32 protein-coding genes are annotated in these 22,939 nt (G+C 33.5%); 19 read left to right on the top strand and 13 right to left on the bottom strand.

Annotated features, from left to right (window positions below; all coding sequences use genetic code 11):
- Window positions 1–13 precede the first annotated feature (13 nt).
- From MOK21_RS04845 to MOK21_RS04830, 4 genes are all read left to right on the top strand, one after another.
- On the top strand, window positions 14–769 hold the full coding sequence (locus tag MOK21_RS04845; RefSeq protein ID WP_249072838.1) for a hypothetical protein: 756 nt from the start codon (window positions 14–16) through the stop codon (window positions 767–769).
- Window positions 770–1,001: 232 nt separating this feature from the next.
- Window positions 1,002–1,271 (top strand): hypothetical protein, encoded by a 270-nt coding sequence (locus tag MOK21_RS04840; protein ID WP_249072837.1) that lies wholly within the window; start codon window positions 1,002–1,004, stop codon window positions 1,269–1,271.
- Window positions 1,271–1,537 carry a holin gene (locus MOK21_RS04835; protein ID WP_249072836.1) on the top strand — a complete coding sequence of 89 codons (267 nt, stop codon included), beginning with the start codon at window positions 1,271–1,273 and terminating at the stop codon, window positions 1,535–1,537. The genes MOK21_RS04840 and MOK21_RS04835 overlap by 1 nt, the downstream gene beginning before the upstream one ends.
- Window positions 1,537–2,280, top strand: coding sequence for an N-acetylmuramoyl-L-alanine amidase (locus MOK21_RS04830; protein WP_249072835.1), 744 nt, complete (start codon window positions 1,537–1,539; stop codon window positions 2,278–2,280). Before MOK21_RS04835 ends, MOK21_RS04830 begins: the two co-directional genes overlap by 1 nt.
- 34 nt (window positions 2,281–2,314) lie before the next feature.
- On the opposite strand, the gene MOK21_RS04825 is transcribed toward MOK21_RS04830, so the two are convergent.
- From MOK21_RS04825 to MOK21_RS04810, 4 genes are all read right to left on the bottom strand, one after another.
- On the bottom strand, window positions 2,315–3,391 hold the full coding sequence (locus MOK21_RS04825) for an MFS transporter (protein ID WP_249072834.1): 1,077 nt from the start codon (window positions 3,389–3,391) through the stop codon (window positions 2,315–2,317).
- Window positions 3,388–3,834 carry a Panacea domain-containing protein gene (locus MOK21_RS04820; protein WP_249072833.1) on the bottom strand — a complete coding sequence of 149 codons (447 nt, stop codon included), beginning with the start codon at window positions 3,832–3,834 and terminating at the stop codon, window positions 3,388–3,390. Before MOK21_RS04820 ends, MOK21_RS04825 begins: the two co-directional genes overlap by 4 nt.
- Before the next feature lie 284 nt (window positions 3,835–4,118).
- Window positions 4,119–4,322 carry a hypothetical protein gene (locus tag MOK21_RS04815; protein ID WP_249072832.1) on the bottom strand — a complete coding sequence of 68 codons (204 nt, stop codon included), beginning with the start codon at window positions 4,320–4,322 and terminating at the stop codon, window positions 4,119–4,121.
- A gap of 232 nt (window positions 4,323–4,554) precedes the next feature.
- Window positions 4,555–4,701, bottom strand: a complete 147-nt coding sequence (locus tag MOK21_RS04810) for a hypothetical protein (RefSeq protein ID WP_249072831.1) — start codon at window positions 4,699–4,701, stop codon at window positions 4,555–4,557.
- Between the two features lie 692 nt (window positions 4,702–5,393).
- On the opposite strand from MOK21_RS04810, the gene MOK21_RS04805 reads away from it, so the two are divergent.
- The 6 genes from MOK21_RS04805 to MOK21_RS04780 all read left to right on the top strand — a co-directional run bounded on the left by MOK21_RS04805 (window position 5,394) and on the right by MOK21_RS04780 (window position 7,721).
- Window positions 5,394–5,858: a hypothetical protein gene (locus MOK21_RS04805; protein ID WP_249072830.1), complete on the top strand. Its 465-nt coding sequence runs from the start codon at window positions 5,394–5,396 to the stop codon at window positions 5,856–5,858.
- Window positions 5,859–6,472: 614 nt separating this feature from the next.
- Entirely contained in the window at window positions 6,473–6,616 is a 144-nt protein-coding gene (locus MOK21_RS24055; RefSeq protein WP_249072829.1) for a siphovirus ReqiPepy6 Gp37-like family protein, read from the top strand.
- Window positions 6,617–6,660: 44 nt separating this feature from the next.
- Entirely contained in the window at window positions 6,661–6,945 is a 285-nt protein-coding gene (locus MOK21_RS04795) for a hypothetical protein (protein WP_249072828.1), read from the top strand.
- Window positions 6,935–7,198 carry a phage holin gene (locus MOK21_RS04790; protein ID WP_249072827.1) on the top strand — a complete coding sequence of 88 codons (264 nt, stop codon included), beginning with the start codon at window positions 6,935–6,937 and terminating at the stop codon, window positions 7,196–7,198. Before MOK21_RS04795 ends, MOK21_RS04790 begins: the two co-directional genes overlap by 11 nt.
- Complete coding sequence (locus MOK21_RS04785) at window positions 7,195–7,539, top strand: M15 family metallopeptidase (RefSeq protein ID WP_249072826.1); 345 nt, start codon at window positions 7,195–7,197, stop codon at window positions 7,537–7,539. The genes MOK21_RS04790 and MOK21_RS04785 overlap by 4 nt, the downstream gene beginning before the upstream one ends.
- Window positions 7,536–7,721 (top strand): hypothetical protein, encoded by a 186-nt coding sequence (locus tag MOK21_RS04780; RefSeq protein WP_249072825.1) that lies wholly within the window; start codon window positions 7,536–7,538, stop codon window positions 7,719–7,721. The genes MOK21_RS04785 and MOK21_RS04780 overlap by 4 nt, the downstream gene beginning before the upstream one ends.
- 51 nt (window positions 7,722–7,772) lie before the next feature.
- Here the strand turns inward: MOK21_RS04780 and MOK21_RS04775 are convergent, their stop codons facing one another.
- Window positions 7,773–9,398, bottom strand: a complete 1,626-nt coding sequence (locus MOK21_RS04775; RefSeq protein ID WP_249072824.1) for a GIY-YIG nuclease family protein — start codon at window positions 9,396–9,398, stop codon at window positions 7,773–7,775.
- A gap of 104 nt (window positions 9,399–9,502) precedes the next feature.
- Window positions 9,503–9,724: a helix-turn-helix domain-containing protein gene (locus MOK21_RS04770; RefSeq protein WP_249072823.1), complete on the bottom strand. Its 222-nt coding sequence runs from the start codon at window positions 9,722–9,724 to the stop codon at window positions 9,503–9,505.
- Between the two features lie 178 nt (window positions 9,725–9,902).
- On the opposite strand from MOK21_RS04770, the gene MOK21_RS04765 reads away from it, so the two are divergent.
- The 4 genes from MOK21_RS04765 to MOK21_RS04750 all read left to right on the top strand — a co-directional run bounded on the left by MOK21_RS04765 (window position 9,903) and on the right by MOK21_RS04750 (window position 14,103).
- On the top strand, window positions 9,903–10,481 hold the full coding sequence (locus MOK21_RS04765; RefSeq protein ID WP_249072822.1) for a helix-turn-helix domain-containing protein: 579 nt from the start codon (window positions 9,903–9,905) through the stop codon (window positions 10,479–10,481).
- Window positions 10,462–10,788 carry a hypothetical protein gene (locus MOK21_RS04760; RefSeq protein WP_249072821.1) on the top strand — a complete coding sequence of 109 codons (327 nt, stop codon included), beginning with the start codon at window positions 10,462–10,464 and terminating at the stop codon, window positions 10,786–10,788. Before MOK21_RS04765 ends, MOK21_RS04760 begins: the two co-directional genes overlap by 20 nt.
- Window positions 10,789–10,921: 133 nt before the next feature.
- Window positions 10,922–13,423, top strand: a complete 2,502-nt coding sequence (locus tag MOK21_RS04755) for a toll/interleukin-1 receptor domain-containing protein (RefSeq protein WP_249072820.1) — start codon at window positions 10,922–10,924, stop codon at window positions 13,421–13,423.
- A 299-nt stretch (window positions 13,424–13,722) separates the two neighbouring features.
- Complete coding sequence (locus MOK21_RS04750) at window positions 13,723–14,103, top strand: hypothetical protein (RefSeq protein ID WP_249072819.1); 381 nt, start codon at window positions 13,723–13,725, stop codon at window positions 14,101–14,103.
- 432 nt (window positions 14,104–14,535) lie between these two features.
- Here the strand turns inward: MOK21_RS04750 and MOK21_RS04745 are convergent, their stop codons facing one another.
- The 3 genes from MOK21_RS04745 to MOK21_RS04735 all read right to left on the bottom strand — a co-directional run bounded on the left by MOK21_RS04745 (window position 14,536) and on the right by MOK21_RS04735 (window position 16,856).
- Complete coding sequence (locus tag MOK21_RS04745; RefSeq protein WP_249072818.1) at window positions 14,536–14,949, bottom strand: hypothetical protein; 414 nt, start codon at window positions 14,947–14,949, stop codon at window positions 14,536–14,538.
- A gap of 425 nt (window positions 14,950–15,374) precedes the next feature.
- Complete coding sequence (locus MOK21_RS04740) at window positions 15,375–15,974, bottom strand: exosporium glycoprotein BclB-related protein (RefSeq protein WP_249072817.1); 600 nt, start codon at window positions 15,972–15,974, stop codon at window positions 15,375–15,377.
- A gap of 354 nt (window positions 15,975–16,328) precedes the next feature.
- Window positions 16,329–16,856, bottom strand: a complete 528-nt coding sequence (locus tag MOK21_RS04735; protein WP_249072816.1) for a DUF6241 domain-containing protein — start codon at window positions 16,854–16,856, stop codon at window positions 16,329–16,331.
- 260 nt (window positions 16,857–17,116) lie between these two features.
- Here MOK21_RS04735 and MOK21_RS04730 point away from each other — a divergent pair, with 260 nt between their 5' ends.
- Both MOK21_RS04730 and MOK21_RS04725 read left to right on the top strand, forming a co-directional pair.
- Window positions 17,117–17,371, top strand: coding sequence for a hypothetical protein (locus MOK21_RS04730; protein ID WP_249072815.1), 255 nt, complete (start codon window positions 17,117–17,119; stop codon window positions 17,369–17,371).
- A gap of 20 nt (window positions 17,372–17,391) precedes the next feature.
- Window positions 17,392–17,598, top strand: a complete 207-nt coding sequence (locus tag MOK21_RS04725; RefSeq protein WP_249072814.1) for a hypothetical protein — start codon at window positions 17,392–17,394, stop codon at window positions 17,596–17,598.
- A gap of 386 nt (window positions 17,599–17,984) precedes the next feature.
- On the opposite strand, the gene MOK21_RS04720 is transcribed toward MOK21_RS04725, so the two are convergent.
- Window positions 17,985–18,446, bottom strand: coding sequence for a DUF4365 domain-containing protein (locus tag MOK21_RS04720; RefSeq protein WP_249072813.1), 462 nt, complete (start codon window positions 18,444–18,446; stop codon window positions 17,985–17,987).
- Between the two features lie 158 nt (window positions 18,447–18,604).
- Entirely contained in the window at window positions 18,605–19,051 is a 447-nt protein-coding gene (locus MOK21_RS04715) for a GNAT family N-acetyltransferase (protein ID WP_249072812.1), read from the bottom strand.
- A gap of 643 nt (window positions 19,052–19,694) precedes the next feature.
- Here MOK21_RS04715 and MOK21_RS04710 point away from each other — a divergent pair.
- From MOK21_RS04710 to MOK21_RS04700, 3 genes are all read left to right on the top strand, one after another.
- Window positions 19,695–20,459, top strand: coding sequence for a hypothetical protein (locus MOK21_RS04710; protein WP_249072811.1), 765 nt, complete (start codon window positions 19,695–19,697; stop codon window positions 20,457–20,459).
- A gap of 260 nt (window positions 20,460–20,719) precedes the next feature.
- A complete protein-coding gene (locus MOK21_RS04705; protein ID WP_249072810.1) occupies window positions 20,720–20,920 on the top strand; it encodes a hypothetical protein in 201 nt (66 codons plus the stop codon).
- Window positions 20,921–21,017: 97 nt separating this feature from the next.
- Window positions 21,018–21,305 carry a hypothetical protein gene (locus MOK21_RS04700; protein ID WP_049667586.1) on the top strand — a complete coding sequence of 96 codons (288 nt, stop codon included), beginning with the start codon at window positions 21,018–21,020 and terminating at the stop codon, window positions 21,303–21,305.
- A 91-nt stretch (window positions 21,306–21,396) separates the two neighbouring features.
- Here the strand turns inward: MOK21_RS04700 and MOK21_RS04695 are convergent, their stop codons facing one another.
- The gene (locus MOK21_RS04695; RefSeq protein WP_249072809.1) at window positions 21,397–22,443 is read right to left on the bottom strand and encodes an Mrp/NBP35 family ATP-binding protein; all 1,047 of its coding nucleotides are present in this window, start codon (window positions 22,441–22,443) and stop codon (window positions 21,397–21,399) included.
- 16 nt (window positions 22,444–22,459) lie between these two features.
- Window positions 22,460–22,936, bottom strand: a complete 477-nt coding sequence (locus MOK21_RS04690; protein ID WP_249072808.1) for a helical membrane plugin domain-containing protein — start codon at window positions 22,934–22,936, stop codon at window positions 22,460–22,462.
- Window positions 22,937–22,939 lie beyond the last annotated feature (3 nt).

Genomic DNA, 22,939 nt, shown 5'->3' with positions numbered 1-22,939 from the left:
AGGAGTGTGTTGAATGAAAAGAAATGAGGAATTAGTTTTTATTTCCACAAATACATCTGATTACCTTGAAGTGAAAGGGAAAAGTTTAGAAAAGAAGATAGAAGAGATTCAGTTAACGGAGCAAACTGAAAAAGATATAGTGGCTTCAAGAACAAAAAAAACTGTGATTGATAAGGGTTTATCTCTATTTGGGCCTTTAGGTGATGTCATATCAACAGTTCTGAATTGGAATGAAGAAGTTAATCAGGACATTTCTGAAGCGAAGAAGATGATACTAATATCCAAATATATTGATAAAGTAGAATCCCAAGAAAATGCAATTAACAAATTACAAAAATTTTTAGTAAACCCACAAGGTAATACTCTTTTCAATAAAATATTAAGAATACTTGACGAATCTCCGCCTGACGAGGAATTAGCAGAATACTTGTCATCAACATTAAAGTATATAATTGAAAAAGAAAGGTTTGAGGAATTATTTGAACAACATAAGTATGCACTTGCTTATATCGAAAAATTAACTCCTCAAGCATTAGCAATTATTGCCGATTATCAAAACTGGCCAACTATAAAATTAGGAAGTTCAATTCATTTTGGTCCTAAAATAACTTCAGATTGGTATAGTGAATTCACTCAGGCATACTGCTCTAAAAAAAGAATAAACAATCAAGAAAAATATAAAAGAGTCCAGCATTCTGTAATTGAATTACAGAGACAAGGTATTATGGAAGCTTTTAACGGCGAGATAATAAAACCCATTGTCAGCTGACTCATGTAGGAAATGATTTACTTTTATATGTTTCAAAACAATAGTTATCTATTGTTTAGTAAAAGTTACCTAGTATTTGAAAGAATATTTTTATTATGTGCCCTTTCACATCATATGTGGAGGGCTTTTATTATGCGCTGTGAGAGCAATCGAGATGGGCAACGGTACGTGGTACTGATTCTCGATGCTTCTTACAGCTTCGAATTTTATAGGGCAAAGGATTGGTGATGGCATGGATGCAGTATCCACGGTAACAGCAGCAAGTCAGATAGCAAATTCACAAGTGGTGTGGTCGATTCTGTGTATTTGTTTAGTCGTTTATGTTTTTTGGAACTCAAACAAACGGGAAGAACGACTTATCAAAAATTTAGAAACATTAACAGCAGCACAAGGTGAGCAAGCTACAGCAATGCAAGGTATTAGTAAAAGTCTAACGTCACTCGAAGGTCGTATGGACCGAATGGAAAAGCATACTTATAAACATGAAAAGGATGATGAATAATGGATTTAACAAACATTTTTATGATTGCAATGGTTATGGTGGCTATTGTTTTAGCATTAGCTGAGGTACTTAAAAACACATTCAAAATTAATACTCAATACATGCCAATCACTTCAGTTGTGATTGGTATTTTTCTTGGCTTTGCATTCTGGCCATTAGCAGATTATCCGGTGTACGTCATGCTGATGGCTGGATTTATTGCGGGGTTAACAGCTTCTGGTACATTTGATCTTTTAAAGGCAGCTAAAAAGGAAGGTGAACTGTAATGGCAAAACCTCAAAAACTAGAATTCCATGTAGGACATTATGGTGATGGAACAGGAGCACGAAGTATTGTTGATGAAGTACAATATGCTCGTAAATTTATTAAACGTATTTATGAGATCTGTATTGCTAATTGTGTGCCAGCAACATATTACGAGGATAAGATTTCAAAAAATCAAACACAAAATATTAACAATTTAATTGCCCATCATAATGCAGATAATAATGGGTTTATTGTATCTGGTCATCTTAATGCGAGTGGATCTGTAACAAATCAAGGTATAGGGGCCGAAGTGCTTTACTATGACCAGGTTACTGTCGCTCATAAAGTAGTAGATGCTATTTGTAATGGTAGTGGATTGAAAAATCGTGGTGCTAAAAAACGCACAGATTTAGGCGTACTAGCACGAACTTATGAACCAGCTATTTTAATTGAGTTTGGCTTTGTTACAAGCAAAAAAGATATTGAGTTGATGGACAAACATTTTGAAGCGATTTGCCAAGGTGTTGCAAAAGTACTGGCAGCGCATATTGGATATACAATAAAAATAGTTGAACAGAATAAGAAGGAGGAAACAAAGATGGCAAACTCATTAACTTCAACAGCAAAAGAGGATTTAAAAACATTGTTAAAAACGACATATCAAAAAGGGATTTTAAAGGTAGACCACAGCGAGAAAGTAGGTTCTATGACTGATGGTGAAGCTTTAGGATTACTGATTTCTGTAGTTAAACGAACATTGTAAGAAAATAAAATAACCAGTAAAGTCGGATTTAACTTTACTGGTTATTTTTTTGTTCACTCTTAGAAGCTTTAACTTCTTTCTTTTTTCTACTATTAACACGCCATTGTTTAATCGAAATAAATAAAAAGAATGGATGTCTTTTATAAATTGCAGCGATAATATATGTTAACCAAATGAGTGGAAGTAACCACCAGAAACCTTGCCACGCCAACTGTAAATGTACATTACTTAGTTCTAAAGATGCTCCTATTAGTACAATTAAAACCAATACTGCATGAATTACTACTAATGATGGGTGTTTTTCATACCAAGTTCCATCTTTTTTATCTGTACTTGAAAGACTTCGGTCAGTAAGTTTAGCAATTCCGTTTAGCAAAAAGAATAATATTAATATTACTGATGAAGCTCCTATAGAACTGATAATGAGTAATTTCCCAATAGATAATCCGTTTGCATTAGCAAATAGACTTGTAAAACTTTGGATAGCTCCAAATGCTCCCATTAAAATAGCTGCAAATATACCCAATATTGAAATGTATTGAGTTAGCATATTTTTATACTGTTTATCTGCTTCTTTTTTTAGCTTAGTATACTTATCACTTAATAATTTATATTCTTTAGCTAATTCATCCATATCTTTAAGCTTTATATTCGCAAAACTATTTTTTTGGATAAGAGCTAAATCTATATGTCTCATTATTTTTAAAAAGGTTATTTCTTCAGATGAATCACGTTTATTATGTTCTTCAAAATATTTTTCTCCTCTAGTCCTTAATTCACTTGTAAGAGGATTTAACATTTCCGTAGGAGTTTTGGCGAATACACATTCTGTAATTTTATCGTAAGGTATTATTTCTCGATAGAAATCAGTACTTTCTACACTCGCCATAAATGAAGAAAACTTCAATTCCAATTTAGTGTTGGTATTGTTTGTACCGCTAGAAGAAGCTGTTGCTGAAATCTCTGGATCAGATATTTCACCATTAAGAGTCAATTCTAACTCACCTATAGATAGCCTATGTTTATTATTATTTATTTTATAAGTAGAAAAAGATTCAATTAATTCTTCGAAAACTGTTAAAAATATTTCTTCTTGTTCTTTGAATGTCATTTTTCGAAATCCTTAGCTATTTCTTCAATTGAATAGGAAGCAACATAATTTTTTGCTAGTATATCTTCTTCATAGTCAGCCCAAGAACGCAAATCGTGTGAAAGTTTTACCAATTCGAAAACGTCGATATTTATTAATCCTTTAATAAGTTGGTCCCAAGCTCGATATTCTTCATGATAAGTACCAGCGATTTGTTCAGTTACATCTTTATCTTTCATGTGATTTAAACGGTAATAAATAGACTCCACTACAGGGCCGTATCTCCATTTTTCAAAAGGTACATCATATGTTGTTTCAGCTAATTCATCAATATAGCCTGTACGTCTAATGTGAAAACCTAATGCGAAAAACATAATTTTTTGAACTTGTAGATTAGTCACAGGTAAATTGTTTTCGTTAGCAACAGCGATGATGTGATCTGCTAAATGTCTCATACCTGCCATAATAACTACTCCTCTCTAAAGGACGATTTGATTGTATACAATGTATACAAACTATGTAATATCATTAAGTTACCTCAATAGCACATATATGTAAACCAATTTTAACTAATTCGATGAGAATAACTCTCAAAAATTAGTTTTATAGATATACACATATATACGAACTCTTGTTCTAATTTTATCATATACTCCAACTTTTTTCCATATGTTTAACATATGTTTTATCTGATATTTCAATTCTTTATAAAACATAATTTGTTAATTTTAGAATAAACCAAGACAGCTTACACGCCATCTTGGTCTATTTTCATTTCATTTAACATTTGTTTACGCTCCAATATCAATTCCATAAACTCATCTAAATCTTCCTCTAAAGCGTGGTTTTTGATAAAGCTGCGTGCCCTAGATCGAGCGCTAATATATTTTGCACGCTCTTTGTTCTTTTCCTGCCAACGTTTATTTGCTTCTGTCTGTGAGTTTTTTTCCAAATTTAACCCCTCTTTCTTTTGAAATATACTACGACATTTAATATCACTAGGATTAAACAAAGTGAGTAAGTGATAATCATGAAGTAATCAAAAAACTTAGGTTCTTTCCAATTAACCATATCTGTCAAAATATAAATGGCGAATGCTAAAGCAGCGACATATCCAATGTTTTTCATAATTAGATGGATGTGATAAGATTATAGGGAAGGAGGCGCTAACCTCCTTCTACAGCTTATTTGCGACGTTTCTTCTTTGCGGGAGGGCGTCGCTTTTGTTTTTTCTTACTTTTCATATCGCTTATGTTTTTCGCTGAACTTGTTACCAAGTTTGCGATAGTTGCGATAGTTACTAGGTAAGCTAGAATCTTATCGTAATCCATTCTGTTCACCTCCTTTCTATACCTTAATTATACTAGTACTAGTATTAAAAATCAATACTTTTATCTAAGTATTTCCATCAATTGCTAGAGAAGATGATAATATAAAACAAATACCTTATTGGTGTGTACTTACATTTCCATAAATGGTAAGCTACAAACTTGTTGAATACAAACGCTAGTTCTAAAATATATACACACAAACGTTCTGATTCAATAGTGGGAGCGAGATTAATGATAAAAGACCATGGTAATATGTATTCAATAGTATAATTATTGGGAGAATGTACAGCGATGATGCTTCCGGAGGATTTAGTAAAATTTTAGAATGAAAAGAGGAGCAATATCACGAAATGAAAGGCGCTAAACGGAGTGGGAACTAGAGGAAATGAACAAACTGGAGGGGTAGACGACTGTCAATCTGCAAAACAAGTTTGTTAAATTAGTATCTTTTTGAGTTTTTTTGTAGTAAAATATGGTATTATTGGTGCTGTAAGGATAATTATTTAAAAAGGGGAGTGTTTTATGAAATTTAAAAACTTTATAATTTTTATTTGTGGCGTAGTGGTAGGAATGATCTTCCTTTCCTTGTTGAGTAAATTACTTGTTTAGTTTTCTGAAAAATAAATATAAATAAAATATTTGAAAAATTTACAAAATTATGATATATTTACAAAAAAAGGAGGAGAGAAATAATGAAAAATGTTTATTTGAAATTTACGGGTATTTCATTAATTTTTGTACTTCTATTTCAAATAGTTGATGTGAATTTTGCTGGAGCTTCGGAAAATGAAAAAACAGAAAATTTATATGTAACTTATGAAGCAACATCAGATGCTGATTTTGTGGTATATCAATTACCAGAAGGTGATATTGATAATAATATTACAATTCAGCCGAGAGAAAATAAAATTTCTGTCTTTTTTAAAGGCATTGTTGTTGGAGCTTTAACTGCTGGTTCAATAATTTACACAACAGGTAAAGCCCCTGAGGAATGGGTTGTTATGGGTCTTAAAACAATAGAGAAAAAAATAAAAGACTTCTCTAATAGCAATAGTTATGTCCCTGGAAAACCTATTTACGTTGCATCTAATGGTAATCCTTATGCTTGTGTAGTATATCCGTGTGCTATAGCTAATAGTACTGACAATGCTGAATAATTAAAATATTAACTTTGGCGTGATAAATACTTTTAATAAAGAAAGAGGCTGGGACAGAACTCGGTTATTTTGAAAAATAGCGAAAATAGGTAATAACTTTTTCACTTCACTGAGTTAAATATTCCTTCCTAAATCAAAAAAATGTTAGGCCGTTTGCATCTCGGTCTAACATTTTTTCTTTTTGTCTCAGCCTCTTTTAGGTTTATTAAAGGTTTCATGTATATATCGTTTGGTGCCCACAAGGTGCCCAAATAAAGATAAAAATAGATAAATAGAGAGAAAGATTAAGAGGAATGGAAATAGATAGATTGATAAACATGCTGTAATTGCAAGCTTTATATAAATGTATAAAAACTAGAAAACCTACAACCACAGCCTTCTAAGCCGTCGGTCGGGGGTTCGAATCCCTCCTGGGACGCTAACTTAAGCCTTACAGCCACAACGGTTGTAAGGCTTTTTATTTTTATACATAAATGTATATTTTGTTATTTGGTGCCCAGAAGGTCCCTGGGCAGCAGAATTTAAATGAACTGATACAAGAAGAATACCTAGAAGGACAGATATTAACCAATAGTGATGTTACCACTATTCAAAATAATTTTTGGGGCATTACGATGGATGCTCGTATTACTGATATTAAGGAAATTCACGAAACTGGTGGATTTAGTATTGAAGCTACATTCGAGAATAATCGTCCTACGTTAATACAGAAAATTAAACAAGAGCTATCCCAAATTAGTGGGGAAGTTAGAAGATAAAGTTGGTCTTCCACAATAATCTGTGGAGGGCTTTTATATTGGAAATGAAGGTGAGAACAGTGGTGGAAACAATTAATAATTGGATGCCGATTGTATCAGCATTAATTGCAGGTCTTTTATTCATTTGGCGCATTACTAACAATCTGAATAAAACGCTACTCAGTTTAACTAATGGCATAGATAGATTAAATCAACATTTAAATGAGGTAGACGAAACCTCAAAAGATTCTGCAAAGCGTATCAATAATCATGAAGTGCGAATTGTTGTGCTGGAAAAAGTAGCAGGTATTCAAAAGAATAAAAAGGAGAGTGTGCAACATGAAGATTAATTGGAAAGCGCGTTTACAACACATACAGTTTTGGATGTCATTAATTGCATTACTACTAGTGCTCGCTAATCAAATAGCGGGCATTTTTAATGTCGATATTACGATTTACAACGACCAAATTACAGCTATTTCAGAAACGATTCTGAGCATTTTAGGTCTGCTTGGTATTATTATCGACCCAACAACAAAAGGTGTTTCAGATAGTCGACTAGCAATGGATTATGACAAACCAAAGGATGGTGAAATTAAATGAGTACAAGCGTAACAACTACATGTCGAGATTTAGCCGAACTATTACCAGTTGCACAAACAGCTTGTAGATTACTATTCCAAGAGTGTTATAAGGCAGGTATTAAGAACATCTTCATCACTGAAACGTACCGGAGCCAAGAACGACAAAATTACTTATATGCTCAAGGGAGAACACGACCAGGGCAAATTGTTACTTGGACACTAAACAGTAATCATAAATCACGTCTAGCATGGGACATCGCTGTTGGCCCTCCACAATCATTATATGATTTGACAACGCTGAATCGAATTGGAGCTATTGCTAAAAAGCTAAGCATTGAATGGGGAGGCACATGGATATGACAAAATGGAATCCAGGTTCACCAACAATGAAAACTGAGGCGGAAAACTTTATCGCACAAGCTGTAAAGGATGGTATTATTCAAGCTTCACACTTAAAGGATCTGCAAAATAAGCAAATGACTACAGATCGACTATTAGGTTTATATATTACAATTGACCAGCGACGTAGTGTTGCTAAATAAAAATATGCCCAGGCCATTTTTGAGTACCTGGGCATATTCAACAATTCTAAATCAAGCTATTTGGTTAGCTTTCATTTCTTCCTTAATCTCTAAGCTACGATGATATTCTTGAGCAATTAATGTTTTTCTGAATTCAACAGTTGGGTCTAGTGATGTTACTAATTCTTCTAAGTCATCAATAGTTGTTTCAAAGAATTCTTTTCGCAAGTTTACTTTATTTACACGCTGATTGCTTAATCGTTCGTGTAAATCTTTTTCTAGTCCTACTGCATCGTCAGAGAAAATCATAGCGTGTACATCAAATTTGAATGGTACAGAGGCGTCTCCCAATTCATCGACACGTTCCATTGGATTCATGCGTCTAGTCATGCCGATTTTATACATAGTGTCTCCAAATGAGCCAAGGTTAGAAATTACGTAGACATAACCAGCTTTACCATTCGCACGCTTTAAAATTTCCTCTTTTTCAATCGCCACTTTATTTTGTTGTTCTTCTAGTTCTCTAATGCGAGCTTCTAAAGTAGCGATAACGTCAGGATTTTGTTCGGTTAAAAGAAGTTCACGATTACGATTCATCTCAATATTATATTTTTCTTCTTCTTTTTCTAGTCGTTTTTGCTGTTCGGCTAATGCTTTACGTTCAGCTGCTTCCTCACGCATCTGCTCTCGAATGATACGCTGTTCTTCTTTTTCTTGCTCACGTTTAATGTAGTAGTGATACTCGACTTCAATAGCTTCAACGAAAAGAGGCTCCAGCTCATTTAAAAAGCGTGTAATTGTTGGTAAGATATTGCTGTTGCCTTCAGCGCAAATAGCTAAATACTTCTTAATCAGACTATGCGCATTATCAATAGCTTCCTGATGTTTCGCATACGAAAGCGTATAGATGATGTTTTGTAATTCAGCTTGTAAACCAATAACCATCAGCTGATAAATTGTTTTATTGGCCTTAGTTGTATAGCGTGAAATGTAAGCTTCTAGTAATTTATTAATTTCTTTTTTTACTCGATTCATTTCTTTGCGAAGTTCTTTAGAGTGCAGGGAATGGCAGTCTAAATCAATTAGATTATGTAGTAAGCTATCGTCATCGTAGCTTTCTAATAAAGAAGTTATTTCTTCATCCAATACATCTAAATTAATTGCCTGCGGGAAATTATTAATTAAATTTTGAATACCCAAAAACTCGGCTTTTAATTTTATGAGTTTGTTTTCGTTTGTCTTAATTGTTTTCGCAAGTTTAACGTTGTCGGCTCCCAGTTCCTCTTTTTCATTAGTGAACTTTTGCAAATCAAGAATTGTTTGTTCAAGACCTTTAGTTGAATCAGAGATAATTGCTTCAGCTTTTTGTTCTGCATTTTGGATAATGCTATCTGCTTCAGCCTGATATTGTTGCCTTAGACTATCTATGTATTTTTCTTCTTGTTGCTTAAAATATTCAGTGTCTTGGGCAATGTTATTTTTCAACAGCTCGTGTTCACCTGTGAGCCGCGATATTTCAGTTGATAGGTTTTCAATTTCTCCTGTACTTGCTTTTAAAGTGTGTATCTTTTTAACGTAATGTCTTATTATGAATGGGACTAAAACTAAACTTAATGTATAGCCTGAAGTAGAAATAGCTAAAAGTAGCAGAAGAATTATAAACCACCAGCTACAATACCAAGGATATTTTATTTTCATGAAAGTCTCCTCCTTTATTTCCGCATAATGAATTTTCCTTTGGTTAACATTATTGTAGGTAATCTTAACCAATTTGTACATATAAAAAAAAACAGACAACCAAGTTAGTTATCTGTATCTTCATCTATACGCTGCAGTAATTCACCTAAATTCTTTACATCCAAAGCGACCATAATTTTCTCTAGTGCATCCTTTGGATACATCTTCACTTTATTATTAGCAATTTCACTGATCAAACGTGTTGTAAGTCCTGTTTGTTCAGCTAAATCCTTTTGGCTCATATCTCTTTCTGCAAGTAATACTTTTAACCTCGACTTTAAGTGCATTTGTACACCTACCTTTATTCCGTTTAACTTATTTAAATTATAAATCAAGAAATAAAATTACGCAATTAGTAATTGACATTATGAACAAAGTAATTTACTATATAGGTAATAAAATTCTTAATAAAGTAATATTATTACTCTGTTAGTAATAAAAAATAACGAAAGGCGGGTGAAAACGATGGCATTTGAATACTTAGCAACTTATAAAACATTTGATAGCGTAGCAGATATGGATAAGAGTGTGGAAGAACATATAGCCGCACATTATTATGATTTAACACCAGCTGAGCATGCCATCGTTTTTAAGTTTGCCAGTCATTCATTAGAGTATCCGGGAGTGTGTCACTTAAAGGCTGCTACAATCGTCACGGCATTGGAGATCAGCACGAAAACTGTTTATCGTAGTATTAAAAGATTAGTTGAGTTAGGCATCATAGAAAAAGTACCAGGAACGAAATTAAACGGCATAAAAGGAGCTAGTATTTATCGCATATTACCTTATGTCCCATCGAGCGTGTCCCAACGAGAGATAGTCGATGAAGCTAGTAATGACGCTGTTTGCCATCCGCAATCTGAAAACCAAGTATCTAAATCTTTTAATCTTTTAAGTTCTAAACAAGCAAATAATAATTTATGTGATTTAGAAAATGAATTGGCTTTGCAAGCTGAAAAGAAAAAAGAATACATGAACGAGTACCAGGTGATGCTGTTTGATTTCATGAATAGCTTGCCATTACGTGATGATCTTAAAAGATGAATTACACAAAGTTGTATTAGCTACTCAGGTTCAAAGTACAACCGACTTCATTAAAGCTAAGAATGTGTTATTTAAAATTGCTATGGACATTAAAGAAGGTGTGCTTACAGTTACAAGTGCATTAAGAGCTGTATTTGTAGGTGCTTTTAATAAGGCGATGGGTCGTTTAGATAACAAGTCAGATAATTCACCATCTATAGAAGAAACTCCGTGCAAAGAACGTCCTGTGCCTTTCTATAATTGGTTAGACGAAAGGGATAGCCTTCCACAATCATTTGTGTATGTTGAGCCATCGTTAGAAATTTGACTGGTTTGGTAGAAAGGGTAATTTGATATAAGACAAATTTGATAAATAAATTAAAAGTCCTATTCGGGTTACAATATGGTAATATTGTTAAAAAGGTATATAATTTACCAAATTTATATAAGGAGAGAATTATATGAAGAGAGTATTTTTATCTCATAGTAGTAAAGATAAAAAAATTTATATTGAAAATGTTGTGAAAAAACTTAAGAAGTTGATTGGACCGGATAAATTTGTCTATGATGCAAAGACTTTTGAAGAAGGTCAAGAAACTGCAAAAGAGATATCAAAATGGTTAGAAAGTACTGAGATTTTTGTCCTGTTTATATCAGATGCAGCATTAGAATCTGAATGGGTAAAAAAGGAGATTCTTGAAGCTAAAGAATTACTAGAAAAAAATGATTTAAGAAAGATATATCCAATAATTATTGACGAAAAGATTACTCATGAGGATAAGAGAATACCAGATTGGATGAGAGAGATTTATAATATTAGATACATTTCGAAACCATCCATTGCAGCAAGGAAAATTCATAATAGATACATTGAAATAATTTGGGAAAAAAATCCTAAAATTAGAGAAAAAAATTCGTTTTTTGCTGGCAGGAACGACCTTATTGATAACATTGAAGAAAGAATAGATTCTTATAATAAACCTTTTCCAACCACTCTAATAGCGTCTGGATTAAATGAAATTGGTAGAAGATCTTTATTAAGAAGAAGCCTAATAAAATCAAGTATTATTAGTGATAGTTATTATATGCCTACAATTGTATTAGACGCACATCAAAGTATAGAAGATCTTATTTTTTTATTGAGTGACTTAGGCTTTGAGCAGGACATTACTATAGATGGGTCTTTATTAAAGTTATCACAAGAAGAAAAAGTTGAAATTGTTTTTAAGATGTTACAGGAAATGAAAAATGCAAAAGATATATTGTTAATTGTAGATGAAGGAGCAATAGTTTCACCTACAAGGACAATAAGTAATTGGTTTATAAAATTAAATAATAAACTTAGTAATGCATCTAATGGTATGTCTATTTGCGTAGTAAGTAAGCATAGAACACGATACCAAGATTTAGCTAACTCAGAATCTATTCATGCCATCCATGTTCCGGAACTTCCCTTTAATGAAAGAGGTCGTTTTTTTAACCGTTATCTTCGTATTTTAGAAATGGATTTAAATGAAAATGATATAAAATTTGTTACATCATTTTTCTCTGGTTTACCAAAGGAAATAATTTTTACTGCTGATTTTATAAAGCATCATAGTATTAACGATTTGAAAAATAATACATCCATAATAACTGATTTTGCTGATGGTAAAGTAACAAGGCTTTTATCTCGTTATGATGGTAATGAGGAATCTTATAAATTATTAGCATTAATAGCAGCATTTGATTTTATTAGTTATAGCATGCTTTCTGAAATAATTAACGATTCAGATGAATATAAAACTCTCATAGATGAATTTATAACAAATGGTATTTGTGAGAATTTGGGTATTAATGGAGAATATTTATGTCTAAACTCGGCTATAAAAAACTACGTTCAACGCCAAAGGTTTGAAATGGCTAGAGAGTTCAAAGGTGCTCTAAGTAACCATGTAAAAGAATTTATGAATAATTTTGAAAAAATAAATGATCGGGATGTATCGGATGTGTTTTATTCATTAAGGGAGGCAATTAGTGAGAACAGTGAAATAGATAGTGGATTTTTAATTCCTTCACATTATTTGAAATCTATGAAAGAGTTATATGATCGAAGAGATAGAGACCAAGATGTAATAAAGTTAGCTGATAGAATTCTGGAAAATGAAGAATTTATGGATACACACATTGCTCGAGAAATTCGTTATTATCTATGTTCATCATTGGCAAGATTAAAAGATAATAGGTTTAAAGAAGAGGTTCAAAAAATAAATGGGCCAGAGCATAACTTTTTATTTGGTTTTTATTATAGACATGTAGGATTAGATACAAAAGCAATTGAAAGTTTGTTGAAGGCTTTAAATGATAGACCACAGTTTGGAAGAGCGAAAAGAGAACTCGTACTTGTGTATAATAATAATGAAGAATATGATAAAGCATTGAATTTAGCAAAAGAAAATTATGAGTCTAATAGAAGCAATGAGTATCATATTCAAGCATATTTTCAATGTTTGTCTTATGGAAAAAGCGAAGCGTTAAGTTTTGAAGAGAGAAAAGAACAAACAAGAATTTTATTAGAAGATATAAAAAAAATAGATTCTGATAAAGCAAAAAGTATGTCTTTAGTAATGAATATACAGTACAATATTCACTTTAATGAAGATTTAATAAAAGCAGGTCAGCTAATTGAAGATAATGCATTTAAATATCCCAATGACATTTTTATCCTTTTGGTTACTTTTGATGTATACGAAAGGTTAAATAAAACTGAGAATTTAAAATCTACTTTAGAAGCAATAAAAAATATACATGGAAATCCAAGTAGTAAATATCATCGAGATTATTTAAAGTGTTTAGCAGTTTATAATGCAGCAACAGGAGATATTTCTAGGGCTAGAGCAATTGCTAGAGAAATAAATATTTCTGAGACAGCTAAAAGGTTGCTAGAAAATAAAATTAATAAATATGAAACTGTTTTTAATTAATTGAACGCTTGGAAAAAAGTAGTCTAAAGACCACTCCGTGATGGGTGTTCTAAAAAAGTAAGGTAAACAAAAAGTAAACATTCTATACATTAACCGTTGATATATTAGCATTATAGTATGTCCTCCTGGGACGTACTAAAATTAGTCACAAACCTTTGATACAATTGGATTTGTGAGAAACTAGGGATTCGGTCAGGGCCTCGGTCACTGTTACTGAATCCCTTTTTTATTACCCTAAGAAATTACGTGAATATAGTACCGAAATTATCTTCCAATTCAATTGAATGGAGGATTTTTTTATGACCAAAAAGTCGGGATTATTTGATGTAGATTTCTCACTGACAACTAAAGAGCTTACCGCTTCTATCAAAGGGGAGAAGTCAACGGCTGCTCGTTACAAGCTCTTTTCAGAAGCGGTGGGAGCTATTATAAGCCAAATGGAGGTTAGTGGCTATAGACCACGTACCATCAAGGATTATGATACAGTACTGATGAATTTCTCAAGGAGTACAGGAGTTACCTATTTAGAAAAAATCACAGTAGACACTATTTACTCAAGGCTTGATAGTATGCATATAGTGAATCAAACAAAGCTAACACGCCTAAAGGTTCTGAAATCGTTCTTAGGCAAGTGTTTCACCAATGGTTGGTTGAGCTTGAACTTTTGGCAATCAATGTGAAGGTAGATAAGAAGTTTAAAAAGGGAGCAAAGCCGAATGATATTGCAATCTTAGTGTCATTAATTGATAAAAGTACATTCATTGGTCTGAGAGATGTAAACAGCTATTTTAACGATGTACAAGACAGGGATTCGCATTAACACTCTAGGACAATTCAACGAGCGACATATTGATTGGGGAAGCTAAGTGGAATCCTAACAACTATTTCCTTAACTACCTCTTAGGAGAGTTTAACGAGCCTATAGCACCTGTGAGCGTTAATAGTGGAGCAGAGGAATCATTTCACACAGGTTATCTAGTCGTTGCTGTACAGCCCATGCGTGGAGTTACAGGGTTAGTTGTGAGAGCATAACAAAAGGATTTGCGTGTAATGAATTGTTATCACGCAAGCCCTAGATTGTTGGAGTTAAAAATTTATTATTGTTTCGGAAATTAAATCTTTGGAATTGCGCCCGATTCTAAATTTTCATAAACAAACCTTGAACAAAGACCCCAATAAGAGGAATGGTAATATTCAGGATATTCAATGAGAAGTTGAGAACGTTCAATCCACAATTGAAGTTCTTTTGATTCAGCTGTATTTTCCATCGTACCTAGTAATTGAGATAGCTTTTGAATTTTTCCTCTGTCCTCTCCCCGAACCGTATCTCCTGTGAAAACATATAAGGTATTAAGGAAATAAGAAGTATGTTTACATTGCTCATCCTCAACAAATGTACAAATCATCGGTATATTTTCAAATTTATAGATGGCGAGTTCCCAATCTTGCACAGGTTCCATTTCATCACTATATGCCCATTTTTTTATTTCTTTTTGTGTAGGATTCCAAGGGTCTTTAAACATCATTTTGTGCTCCTTTAAATGTAAACTAGTATAAATTTCCTTCAAAATTATAACATGGAAGATTGTTCAGTGGTAGGGAAATGGTAAATGTGTAATGAATGAGATTGTCTGTTACCAAACAACGACACGATAAGGCTAATTGCTTTAGAAGTCTATTCATCGATAAAGCACAACGATTCATGGGGAATTTCCTATATGATAGTCAAATTAAATAGTGAGCTGTATCGAAGTAGAACATAAGGGGAAATGTATCTTCATCTAGAGTCTATGAAAGTGTACAGTTATTTCGTAGAGATGCTAGGGTGTCAACGAGTTCGATTACATTAAACGACTATTTAGCAAGCGCATATTATAAGTATTGGGAGCATATGAGGTGTTGGGCAAATAAAGGTTGATGCTCATTCGTTTAGATGAAAGAGATGTTATTTTTAAACAATATTAATTCCTGCACTAGCGTAACCAGCCATAGCGACTCCTGCTTCCAATACATGAAATACCATAATTAAACTATCACCTACAGCTACCGACACAGGTGGGATATTAGCTGTTCCAAAAGATATTTCTCCTATTCCTGAAAGTGCTGTTATTGATGGAGCCAAATCAACACTTGCACTTGTAGCAGTGAAACTATTACTACCTACAGGTGCACGGAATATCTGAGCTCGAACTGTCGCAGTTTCTAAGTCCAATACCCCTCCTAAATAGGTGAATGACGCCGAAATAGATGTAATATTACCGCCACGTGAAACAGTGAAGGCTTCATTAGGAAGTCCAATTAAGTTAATTGTATTACCAATAAGAGGAACTAAAGATACAGAACTACCAAAACCTATAAGACCGACATTGTTAGTACCATTGCCAAAATTGTCACCGATTAAAATAAATTCAAATCCAGAGGAAAATGGAATTATGGATCCGCCAATAGGAATGGAAGTACTGATGCAATTAATATCATTAGCCGTAAATGTTCCGAAATTATCGCATTTTTTAATAGTTAATGATTCATTATTACTCCCACAATTATTCATGTAATGGTTATCTCCTTTTTGTCTTTATAATATGCGTTAAAGGGGAGGGGGACAAAGGCTATCATGCTATTGATTGAAAACAATTTTACATATGATTTATCCGCCTAAAGAAAAAAACGTCACAGCGGTTAAGCAATGACGTTTAGCGATGTTACTGATCTCGTGATTTATTTTTAGTTATGTCTAACAGGTCCTTGATGAGTTCAGGTGTCTCAGTGAAGACGTATATTTGGTACTTTGGATTATGGCGATTAAAAACCTCCACCGATTTTTTTGTATCTTAGTAATTGGAGGTTTTATGTAATTGATATTAAGATATCAAAACGAAAAATAGCTTACAAATAAAAAATCCGCCTATTTTTTGTCTGTGAAAAATTGTTCTATATACTGCTCTTCTTCCTCGGGGCTTAACAAACGAGTTGCTCTCCCTGAATTTGTTGAGTCATCGCCACCTTGCATCTCCCAAATTGCGTTATGATCTTCTACAGCATGAGAAAAATCACCTTTCGACCATCTTTCCAATATTGAAACGTAAAGTTCTTTAAATTTATAATTGCTTTCTTTGGAAATTTCCAATAATCGGTCAACTTTGGCCTGTGTTATTTGCTCACGACCCCATTGTGATTCAGCTTTCACTTTTTGGTGAGACATGCTATGAATGGCTTCGTTTACTTTGTGCTCTATTAAGTTGTCAGGATAAAGCAATTCTTCTTTTGTAACAATTTTATTTTCAAGCGGTACTCCAGCATTTTCAACAATTGCTTTTTCTTTTTTGGGAGCAGGTTTTTCTATTTGTTCGGTGAATTTGATGTAACCAAAAATTCCACCAAAAGTGAACAATATTCCAATGATAACGATAGTCGCCTTTGTTTTTCTTTTCATGTTATCACCCTTCTATAATTCTGTATCATTATGCAATGTTGTGTTGGTTTATATTGTGTAATTAGGATAATAATAACACAATATTGAAATAACCTGTAGTTATGGCAATGAAAAGTTGAAACGTACAGTATAAGTGACAGGTACTCTCCGATATACAGAGTACCTACATAATTGCATTTAACGAACGCAAAATGGCGTTGGTTGATTTAATGAGCGCATAATTAGTAAACAATGCTGAAGCCTATTTTGAAAGTTTATCAGTGACTGAAGTAGAGCAGATGAATAATGAGATTGGTTTTGACAAAAGCTTAAAAATGCAAAATAGTGAAATAACACCTAGTTTCATTCCTGCAATTTTAATCTCTATCACAAAATATTTGATAGGAACGGCAGGTGCAGTTATTTTTTATCATGTAATTACTTATGGTATTATTAAAGCGTGCAAAAATTTAAAAGGTGATATTGGTTCTTTACAGATTTTTGTGAAACAAATGGATGGCTTTAATAAAAAATAAAAACTGAGGAGGGTTTACTTATGAAATTTTTAGATAGTAATTTTTTTATTTTTATTTTGGCTTTTGTAATTGCTATTGCGTTTGTCAACCCACCTGTAATATATGATTTTAAAAGTATAATTTATTTTTCTATTTATATTATGATTTTAATTTCAGCTGGATTTGTTACATTAAAGTTTTTATTTAAGATGTTTGATTTGGCTGTTTTGAAATTTAGTAAGAACTGAAAATTGCGTTTTCATGTCTAATATAGCTGTAAACCATTGATGTATTAGCATTTGTAGTATGTCTCCTGGGACGTCCAAAAAGCAGGTTTCAGGCCGTTAGGGATAAGGGTTTGAGAGAAATTAGGGATATGGTCAGGGATTCGGTCCGGATGACTTTATCCCTTTTTTTGTACCCTTAAAATTATATTACGAGACCAGAATCATCCTCCAATCAATTCTTGAATGGAGGACTTTTTGAAGTGGATGTTGATTTAAACCGTTTAAAGTGTTTTAAAATGAGGCAACTGTCATGAAAAACGAGAAAAACCTCCTATCTTACTTTTCAAAGTTTTGAGGGCTATTTTAATGTAATGATTGTATAAAATTTAAATTCATATGTACTTTTTTTATAAAAAATCTTGAATTGAATCTTCAAATTTAAAAATTTCGAGTAAAGAATAGTTTCTTTTAGATATGTTTATTCCGTACTCTGGAAAGCTTTTTTGTCCAGGTTTATCATAATTTCTGTCAACAAATATTTCATTCGGTACTTCCCAAGCTTGAGATGGAATAAGGAAAATATCTGGTAGCTTTCCAGCTTCAAATATAAGCAAAGCAAGATAAAGATTTTTATTTGTTATATCAAACTTGCTTTTTTGCATAAATACGTAGCCTGTACCTCTTAGGGATTTCACTTGTATCTCACAGAAACGGTTATTCTTATCTTTCACTACAAAATCTATTCCGTGGTCATCCACCTCCGAAGTATAAACATCGCATCCGTAAGAGGCAAACTCCATTTTAGTATAATATTCTGCATATCTCCCCAATTGTTGGGGCTTAAGTTGTGTCCAATTAGTATTTGGCATAATTCTTCCTCCGAGTTATTCTAATTTGTTAGTGTTCTTATTATTGGTATCTATTTACCAAATAATAATATGCGGTGATAAACTTATGTTGATAGCTTCGTGGTAAACCAGAGACTAAGATAGCTTAATTGCCATCTTGGTCTTCCTTATAATGCATTTTAAAATACTTTAACTTTCATTAGAGGAAGGTGACGGTCAGGGAATACTGTAGATGGAGTAGAGCCAATGTTCTTTGCACCCATTTTTAAATAAAAACCTTCTGCATTAGGTTCACTATCAAGAGTAAATTCGTTTATTCCTAACTCCTTTGCTTTATTTAATAAATGGTCCCAAATCATTCTACCTAACCCTTTACCGATATAATTAGGATCTATGAATAATGCATCTAATTTTCGTTCATTAATTGTAAAGCTATAAAATGCTACTATCTTGTTGTCACTCTCCATTAAATAAACTGGATTTTCTTCTATGTACTCTTTAGTTACAGTCAGATCATCTTTACATTGTTGTAGAAAATCTTCTGTATATCCCCAGTAGGCTTTTGACTTATAGGCTAAATTGCTTAAAATGTTACAATCTTTAACTTTTGCACTTCTAATTAGCATAAAAAAATTCCCCCCCGATAAATCATTTTTTGTTTGCCGTTTTGCTTGGTAATATAATATAAATTCCATAATTTAATTATGCCATAAATCTTAATCGCCCAAGCCGCTTTTCGAGAAATTGGATCTTAAAACGTTCTACTCGCTACCGACACCAAAAAGTATCTATTTCTACCAAGATAACGCATTGCCACAAGGAAGGAACTACGGTTGGCATCCGAATATGTCCAGACGGCGCGGCCTAGTTCCGCCTGATTGTAGGCGACGGTGATCACTTTACGGATACGCGTTTCAGACCGGCAATGGTGGCACAGAAATTTTACGAAGCAGGTCCTGTCTGATTATTGGAAGCAGGATTAAGTTAATAATTAGCCTTTATCAACCATAAAAAGACCTCTCTGTGATGAACCGCGCCTCTCCGGTTATTAGACATATCTAATAATTGGATGTGGGGTTCAAGTGAGGGTGTTTTTTTGTATTAGACTGCTTTAAATATGAAGGACAAAGCATTATAGAGAACGGCTAAAGCCTTTCTATAATCAATTGGGGACCGAATTAACACTAACATTATTATACAGTGGATGGTAGAATATAGATTATTAGTAAATCATACTGAATCTAAGATAAAACGGTGTAGGGGGAAATAATGAAAAAATTATTGATTGTGTTACTGGCAGCATTTGTATTTGCGGTAGTAAATCCAACGAAATCAGAAGCAAAAGTGATGTATGATGGAGCAGAAGTTGTAAAAGGGCAAACGGGAAAAATGACCTTTAAAAAAGATATCAAGGTGTACAAGAAAAATCCAAATGGCACATTTGATTCGTTAATGGTTAAGCGAAATAAATTCTTTAGAACGTATGATATCGAAAAATATGATGGCAAAATATTTTACCAGATGGGGGAATACCGCGTTCAAGCAACGGATTTAGTAGTTTTCAAAGAAGTACCAATAGAAATTCGTTCATCTTTCTATAACAATCCAACTTATATTGTTAGTACTCGTGATGGTATTAATAATAGCAAATATTACGGATCGTACTTCAAACTAGAAGGACCATGGGGTATTTATTTCGAGAATACAAAGAATGGACAACTACTGAAGTATTGTGACAGTGGTGATGGCAGTGAGGAATCTTGTCTTGAGTATCCTGGTACAGACCTTAAAATCGTTGAGACAATATCGAGAGAAAGAGGTGTACGTTATGAACTAACAAGAGATGCAGAGGGGAAGAGCGTACCATTAAAAGAATCTAAAACTGAAAGAATGATGAAAAAGGGAAGTACTGTTTTTTCAAGGTATGATCGTGAAATTAATGGTTATATATATGTAACTGATGACTTAGAAGGAAAACTCGATAATGCTGTTTATCTTCCAATGAATTCACTAAAGCCAGTTAAAGATAAGTAATAGATTAGAAATTATAGAATGCCCTCTTATTTATTTGATAAGGGGGCTATTTTGTTGTATTTATTCTTCTTTTTGACCAAAAACGATATAAGAAAGTACCTTCTTTGTCGTAGATTTCCCTTCATCCAGCCGATTTCCGTACATGCATCATATACAAAGCTTCATTTTAATGCTATTTCACCCCGTTAAAGATTCCTTATTAGAATAATTTACATAAAAAACGGAAAGAAATATGTGTAAAAATGTTGGAGTTGATCGTGATGGAATTTGATAAAGAGAAAGAAATTTACTGCTACAGCTGTCGTAAAAAAACTATATTTACGCGTAAAGATATGCAAAATAAAAGTGGGGTAGACAGTCACTGTAGTGAATGTTCCGGTTTTTGGTTTGAATGGCAGAATCGAGCCGTAGAGAGAGAAGTGGAAAAGTGGATTGACTATAATAAAGGGCTTGTAAATTAGCATAAGGATCAATTTAGATCTACATGAGAAGAGCGAAAACTTATAAAAAGAGTTATAATATAGGAAGAAACTCAATGTAAGAGAGATGGATATTAACATGAACGAACAATTAGTAGATTGGATTACACGATTTCAAAAGGAGAAAGATATAGAGGCCCTCGCAAACTTAAAAGACTATTGCTACTATATGATTGAACCTTTAATTGAGGAATTTACGGAAAAATACGGTGAAGATGCTGGGGAATTATTACGGTTAAAATGGGATAAGCGTTTTTATTTTATTTTTACTAAGTATCAATTAAATGTTGGGCTGCCTTTAGATTCTTTCGTTAAAAATACGTACCGTTTTTATTTTATGCAGGTTTTAAAGAAGGCAGGCTATTGAATTAAATAGTAGGGGAGTGTTTGGCTCCATGAAAAAAACCCTTGTCTCGTATAAGAACGAGCCAAGGGTTTACTTGTTTTATCCTGCATTTTTATTGATACATCAAATCTTCTGCAAGGTGAGTAAATACCTCGCCGATAATGGAGTCTTCATCATAAACGGAAGAACCTGTATTTTCCTCAGGTTGCGCAAATGGAATTTGAGCAATGATACTTGTCTGAAGCTCATCTGCTAGTTTTTCCGCGCCACCTTGACCGAATAAATAGTTCTTTTCACCATTTGAATTTTCAAAGTAAGCCATGTTTTCAATAACACCAAGAATCGTATGGTTCGTATGTTGAGCCATCAGACCTGCACGGGAAGCAACATGAGAAGCTGCAAGGTGTGGTGTTGTGACAATAATCTCCTGTGCTTGTGGAATCATTGCCGCCATATCAATGGCTACATCTCCTGTACCAGGTGGTAAATCGATAAGGAGATAATCTAATTCATCCCAATGTGTATTGACAAGGAAATTGCGAATCCATTTGTTGAGCATTGGACCACGCCACATGACAGGTTGGTTTTCGTTTGTGAAAAAGCCCATCGACATGATTTTTACACCATGACTTATTACTGGAATAGCTGTTTGGTCAATCATTGTTGGTTTTTGATGAACCTTCATCATGGCCGGAATACTGAATCCATATATGTCGGCGTCTAAAATACCTACACGCTTTCCAAGACGGGCAAGAGCTACTGCTAGGTTAATTGTCACGGTAGATTTACCGACGCCACCTTTACCACTAGTAACTGCTATAAATTTGACACCAGAATCAGGTAGCAGCATCTTAGGCATACCTTTATCCGTAACTTTTTCTGATTTTAAAGAAGCTGTTAAACTACGACGTTCGTCATCTGTCATAGAACCAAATGTAATGGAGACTTTTGATGCACCGATCGCCTTCAACGCTTCCTCAACATCTTGTTGGATTTTAGCTTTCAAAGGACATCCAGGAATAGTCAAGATAATATCAAGTGAGATATCAGTACCGTTGACTTGAATATTGCGTACCATATTCAAGTCAACGATGCTTTTATGAAGCTCTGGATCATCGATTTTCTGTAAAGTTTTTAAAATGTGTTCGTTCGTTAGCATGTAAGAAATTACCCTCCTATTTTAGGCCTTTGCCAAGCCCTTTTAAGAAGTGAACGCCAAAGTTTACGGCACGATTAACATCTGGATCGTTTAACATTTTGAACAACTTAAAGGCACTAACTTTTTCGTCAGATTCAGCGGCTTTGTTCGCTTCATCTAAGCCAGTATTTAAGCTCTCAATAAGCTTTGTTGTTGTTTCTGGATTCAGTTCAGTTAATGCTCCTGCAACACCCATTAAGTTGTTGATGATATTCGTAACAGGCTTACGCGTTAATTGGCCTAGAGCAATATGTGCTACATCTTCTTTAGCTTCAAGTAGTTTCGTAGCTGCTTCTAGCGCGCCAATGTCATTTAATTCGGCCATGATCGTAAAGACCTGATTCACCATTTCTTCATTCTCAGAAAGAAGCTGCTTTAAATTGTCTAACTTTTCTTCCTTTAGTTGTTCTTCTGTTACTTGTGCTTTCTTAATTGTTGTAATTGGTGCAGCCATGAA

Origin of the sequence: Lysinibacillus sp. BPa_S21 (assembly GCF_023337795.1) — a bacterium.
GTDB lineage: Bacteria > Bacillota > Bacilli > Bacillales_A > Planococcaceae > Lysinibacillus.
This window is presented reverse-complemented; position numbering and strand designations above follow the sequence as displayed.

Excerpts from the sequence above, each read along its gene's own strand:
- MOK21_RS04795 (WP_249072828.1), top strand. The coding sequence starts at position 6,661 with ATGAAGGTGAGAACAGTGGTGGAAACAATTAATAATTGGATGCCGATT.
- MOK21_RS04785 (WP_249072826.1), top strand. The coding sequence starts at position 7,195 with ATGAGTACAAGCGTAACAACTACATGTCGAGATTTAGCCGAACTATTA.
- MOK21_RS04810 (WP_249072831.1), bottom strand. The coding sequence starts at position 4,701 with ATGGATTACGATAAGATTCTAGCTTACCTAGTAACTATCGCAACTATC.
- MOK21_RS04715 (WP_249072812.1), bottom strand. The coding sequence starts at position 19,051 with ATGCTAATTAGAAGTGCAAAAGTTAAAGATTGTAACATTTTAAGCAAT.
- MOK21_RS04840 (WP_249072837.1), top strand. The coding sequence starts at position 1,002 with ATGGATGCAGTATCCACGGTAACAGCAGCAAGTCAGATAGCAAATTCA.
- MOK21_RS04710 (WP_249072811.1), top strand. The coding sequence starts at position 19,695 with ATGAAAAAATTATTGATTGTGTTACTGGCAGCATTTGTATTTGCGGTA.
- MOK21_RS04845 (WP_249072838.1), top strand. The coding sequence starts at position 14 with ATGAAAAGAAATGAGGAATTAGTTTTTATTTCCACAAATACATCTGAT.
- MOK21_RS04695 (WP_249072809.1), bottom strand. The coding sequence starts at position 22,443 with ATGCTAACGAACGAACACATTTTAAAAACTTTACAGAAAATCGATGAT.
- MOK21_RS04765 (WP_249072822.1), top strand. The coding sequence starts at position 9,903 with ATGGCATTTGAATACTTAGCAACTTATAAAACATTTGATAGCGTAGCA.
- MOK21_RS04690 (WP_249072808.1), bottom strand. The coding sequence starts at position 22,936 with ATGGCTGCACCAATTACAACAATTAAGAAAGCACAAGTAACAGAAGAA.
- MOK21_RS04770 (WP_249072823.1), bottom strand. The coding sequence starts at position 9,724 with ATGCACTTAAAGTCGAGGTTAAAAGTATTACTTGCAGAAAGAGATATG.
- MOK21_RS04720 (WP_249072813.1), bottom strand. The coding sequence starts at position 18,446 with ATGCCAAATACTAATTGGACACAACTTAAGCCCCAACAATTGGGGAGA.
- MOK21_RS04835 (WP_249072836.1), top strand. The coding sequence starts at position 1,271 with ATGGATTTAACAAACATTTTTATGATTGCAATGGTTATGGTGGCTATT.
- MOK21_RS04830 (WP_249072835.1), top strand. The coding sequence starts at position 1,537 with ATGGCAAAACCTCAAAAACTAGAATTCCATGTAGGACATTATGGTGAT.
- MOK21_RS04740 (WP_249072817.1), bottom strand. The coding sequence starts at position 15,974 with ATGAATAATTGTGGGAGTAATAATGAATCATTAACTATTAAAAAATGC.
- MOK21_RS04775 (WP_249072824.1), bottom strand. The coding sequence starts at position 9,398 with ATGAAAATAAAATATCCTTGGTATTGTAGCTGGTGGTTTATAATTCTT.
- MOK21_RS04745 (WP_249072818.1), bottom strand. The coding sequence starts at position 14,949 with ATGATGTTTAAAGACCCTTGGAATCCTACACAAAAAGAAATAAAAAAA.
- MOK21_RS04750 (WP_249072819.1), top strand. The coding sequence starts at position 13,723 with ATGACCAAAAAGTCGGGATTATTTGATGTAGATTTCTCACTGACAACT.
- MOK21_RS04735 (WP_249072816.1), bottom strand. The coding sequence starts at position 16,856 with ATGAAAAGAAAAACAAAGGCGACTATCGTTATCATTGGAATATTGTTC.
- MOK21_RS04700 (WP_049667586.1), top strand. The coding sequence starts at position 21,018 with ATGAACGAACAATTAGTAGATTGGATTACACGATTTCAAAAGGAGAAA.
- MOK21_RS04780 (WP_249072825.1), top strand. The coding sequence starts at position 7,536 with ATGACAAAATGGAATCCAGGTTCACCAACAATGAAAACTGAGGCGGAA.
- MOK21_RS04805 (WP_249072830.1), top strand. The coding sequence starts at position 5,394 with ATGAAAAATGTTTATTTGAAATTTACGGGTATTTCATTAATTTTTGTA.
- MOK21_RS04790 (WP_249072827.1), top strand. The coding sequence starts at position 6,935 with ATGAAGATTAATTGGAAAGCGCGTTTACAACACATACAGTTTTGGATG.
- MOK21_RS04725 (WP_249072814.1), top strand. The coding sequence starts at position 17,392 with ATGAAATTTTTAGATAGTAATTTTTTTATTTTTATTTTGGCTTTTGTA.
- MOK21_RS04705 (WP_249072810.1), top strand. The coding sequence starts at position 20,720 with ATGGAATTTGATAAAGAGAAAGAAATTTACTGCTACAGCTGTCGTAAA.
- MOK21_RS24055 (WP_249072829.1), top strand. The coding sequence starts at position 6,473 with ATGGATGCTCGTATTACTGATATTAAGGAAATTCACGAAACTGGTGGA.
- MOK21_RS04755 (WP_249072820.1), top strand. The coding sequence starts at position 10,922 with ATGAAGAGAGTATTTTTATCTCATAGTAGTAAAGATAAAAAAATTTAT.
- MOK21_RS04825 (WP_249072834.1), bottom strand. The coding sequence starts at position 3,391 with ATGACATTCAAAGAACAAGAAGAAATATTTTTAACAGTTTTCGAAGAA.
- MOK21_RS04820 (WP_249072833.1), bottom strand. The coding sequence starts at position 3,834 with ATGGCAGGTATGAGACATTTAGCAGATCACATCATCGCTGTTGCTAAC.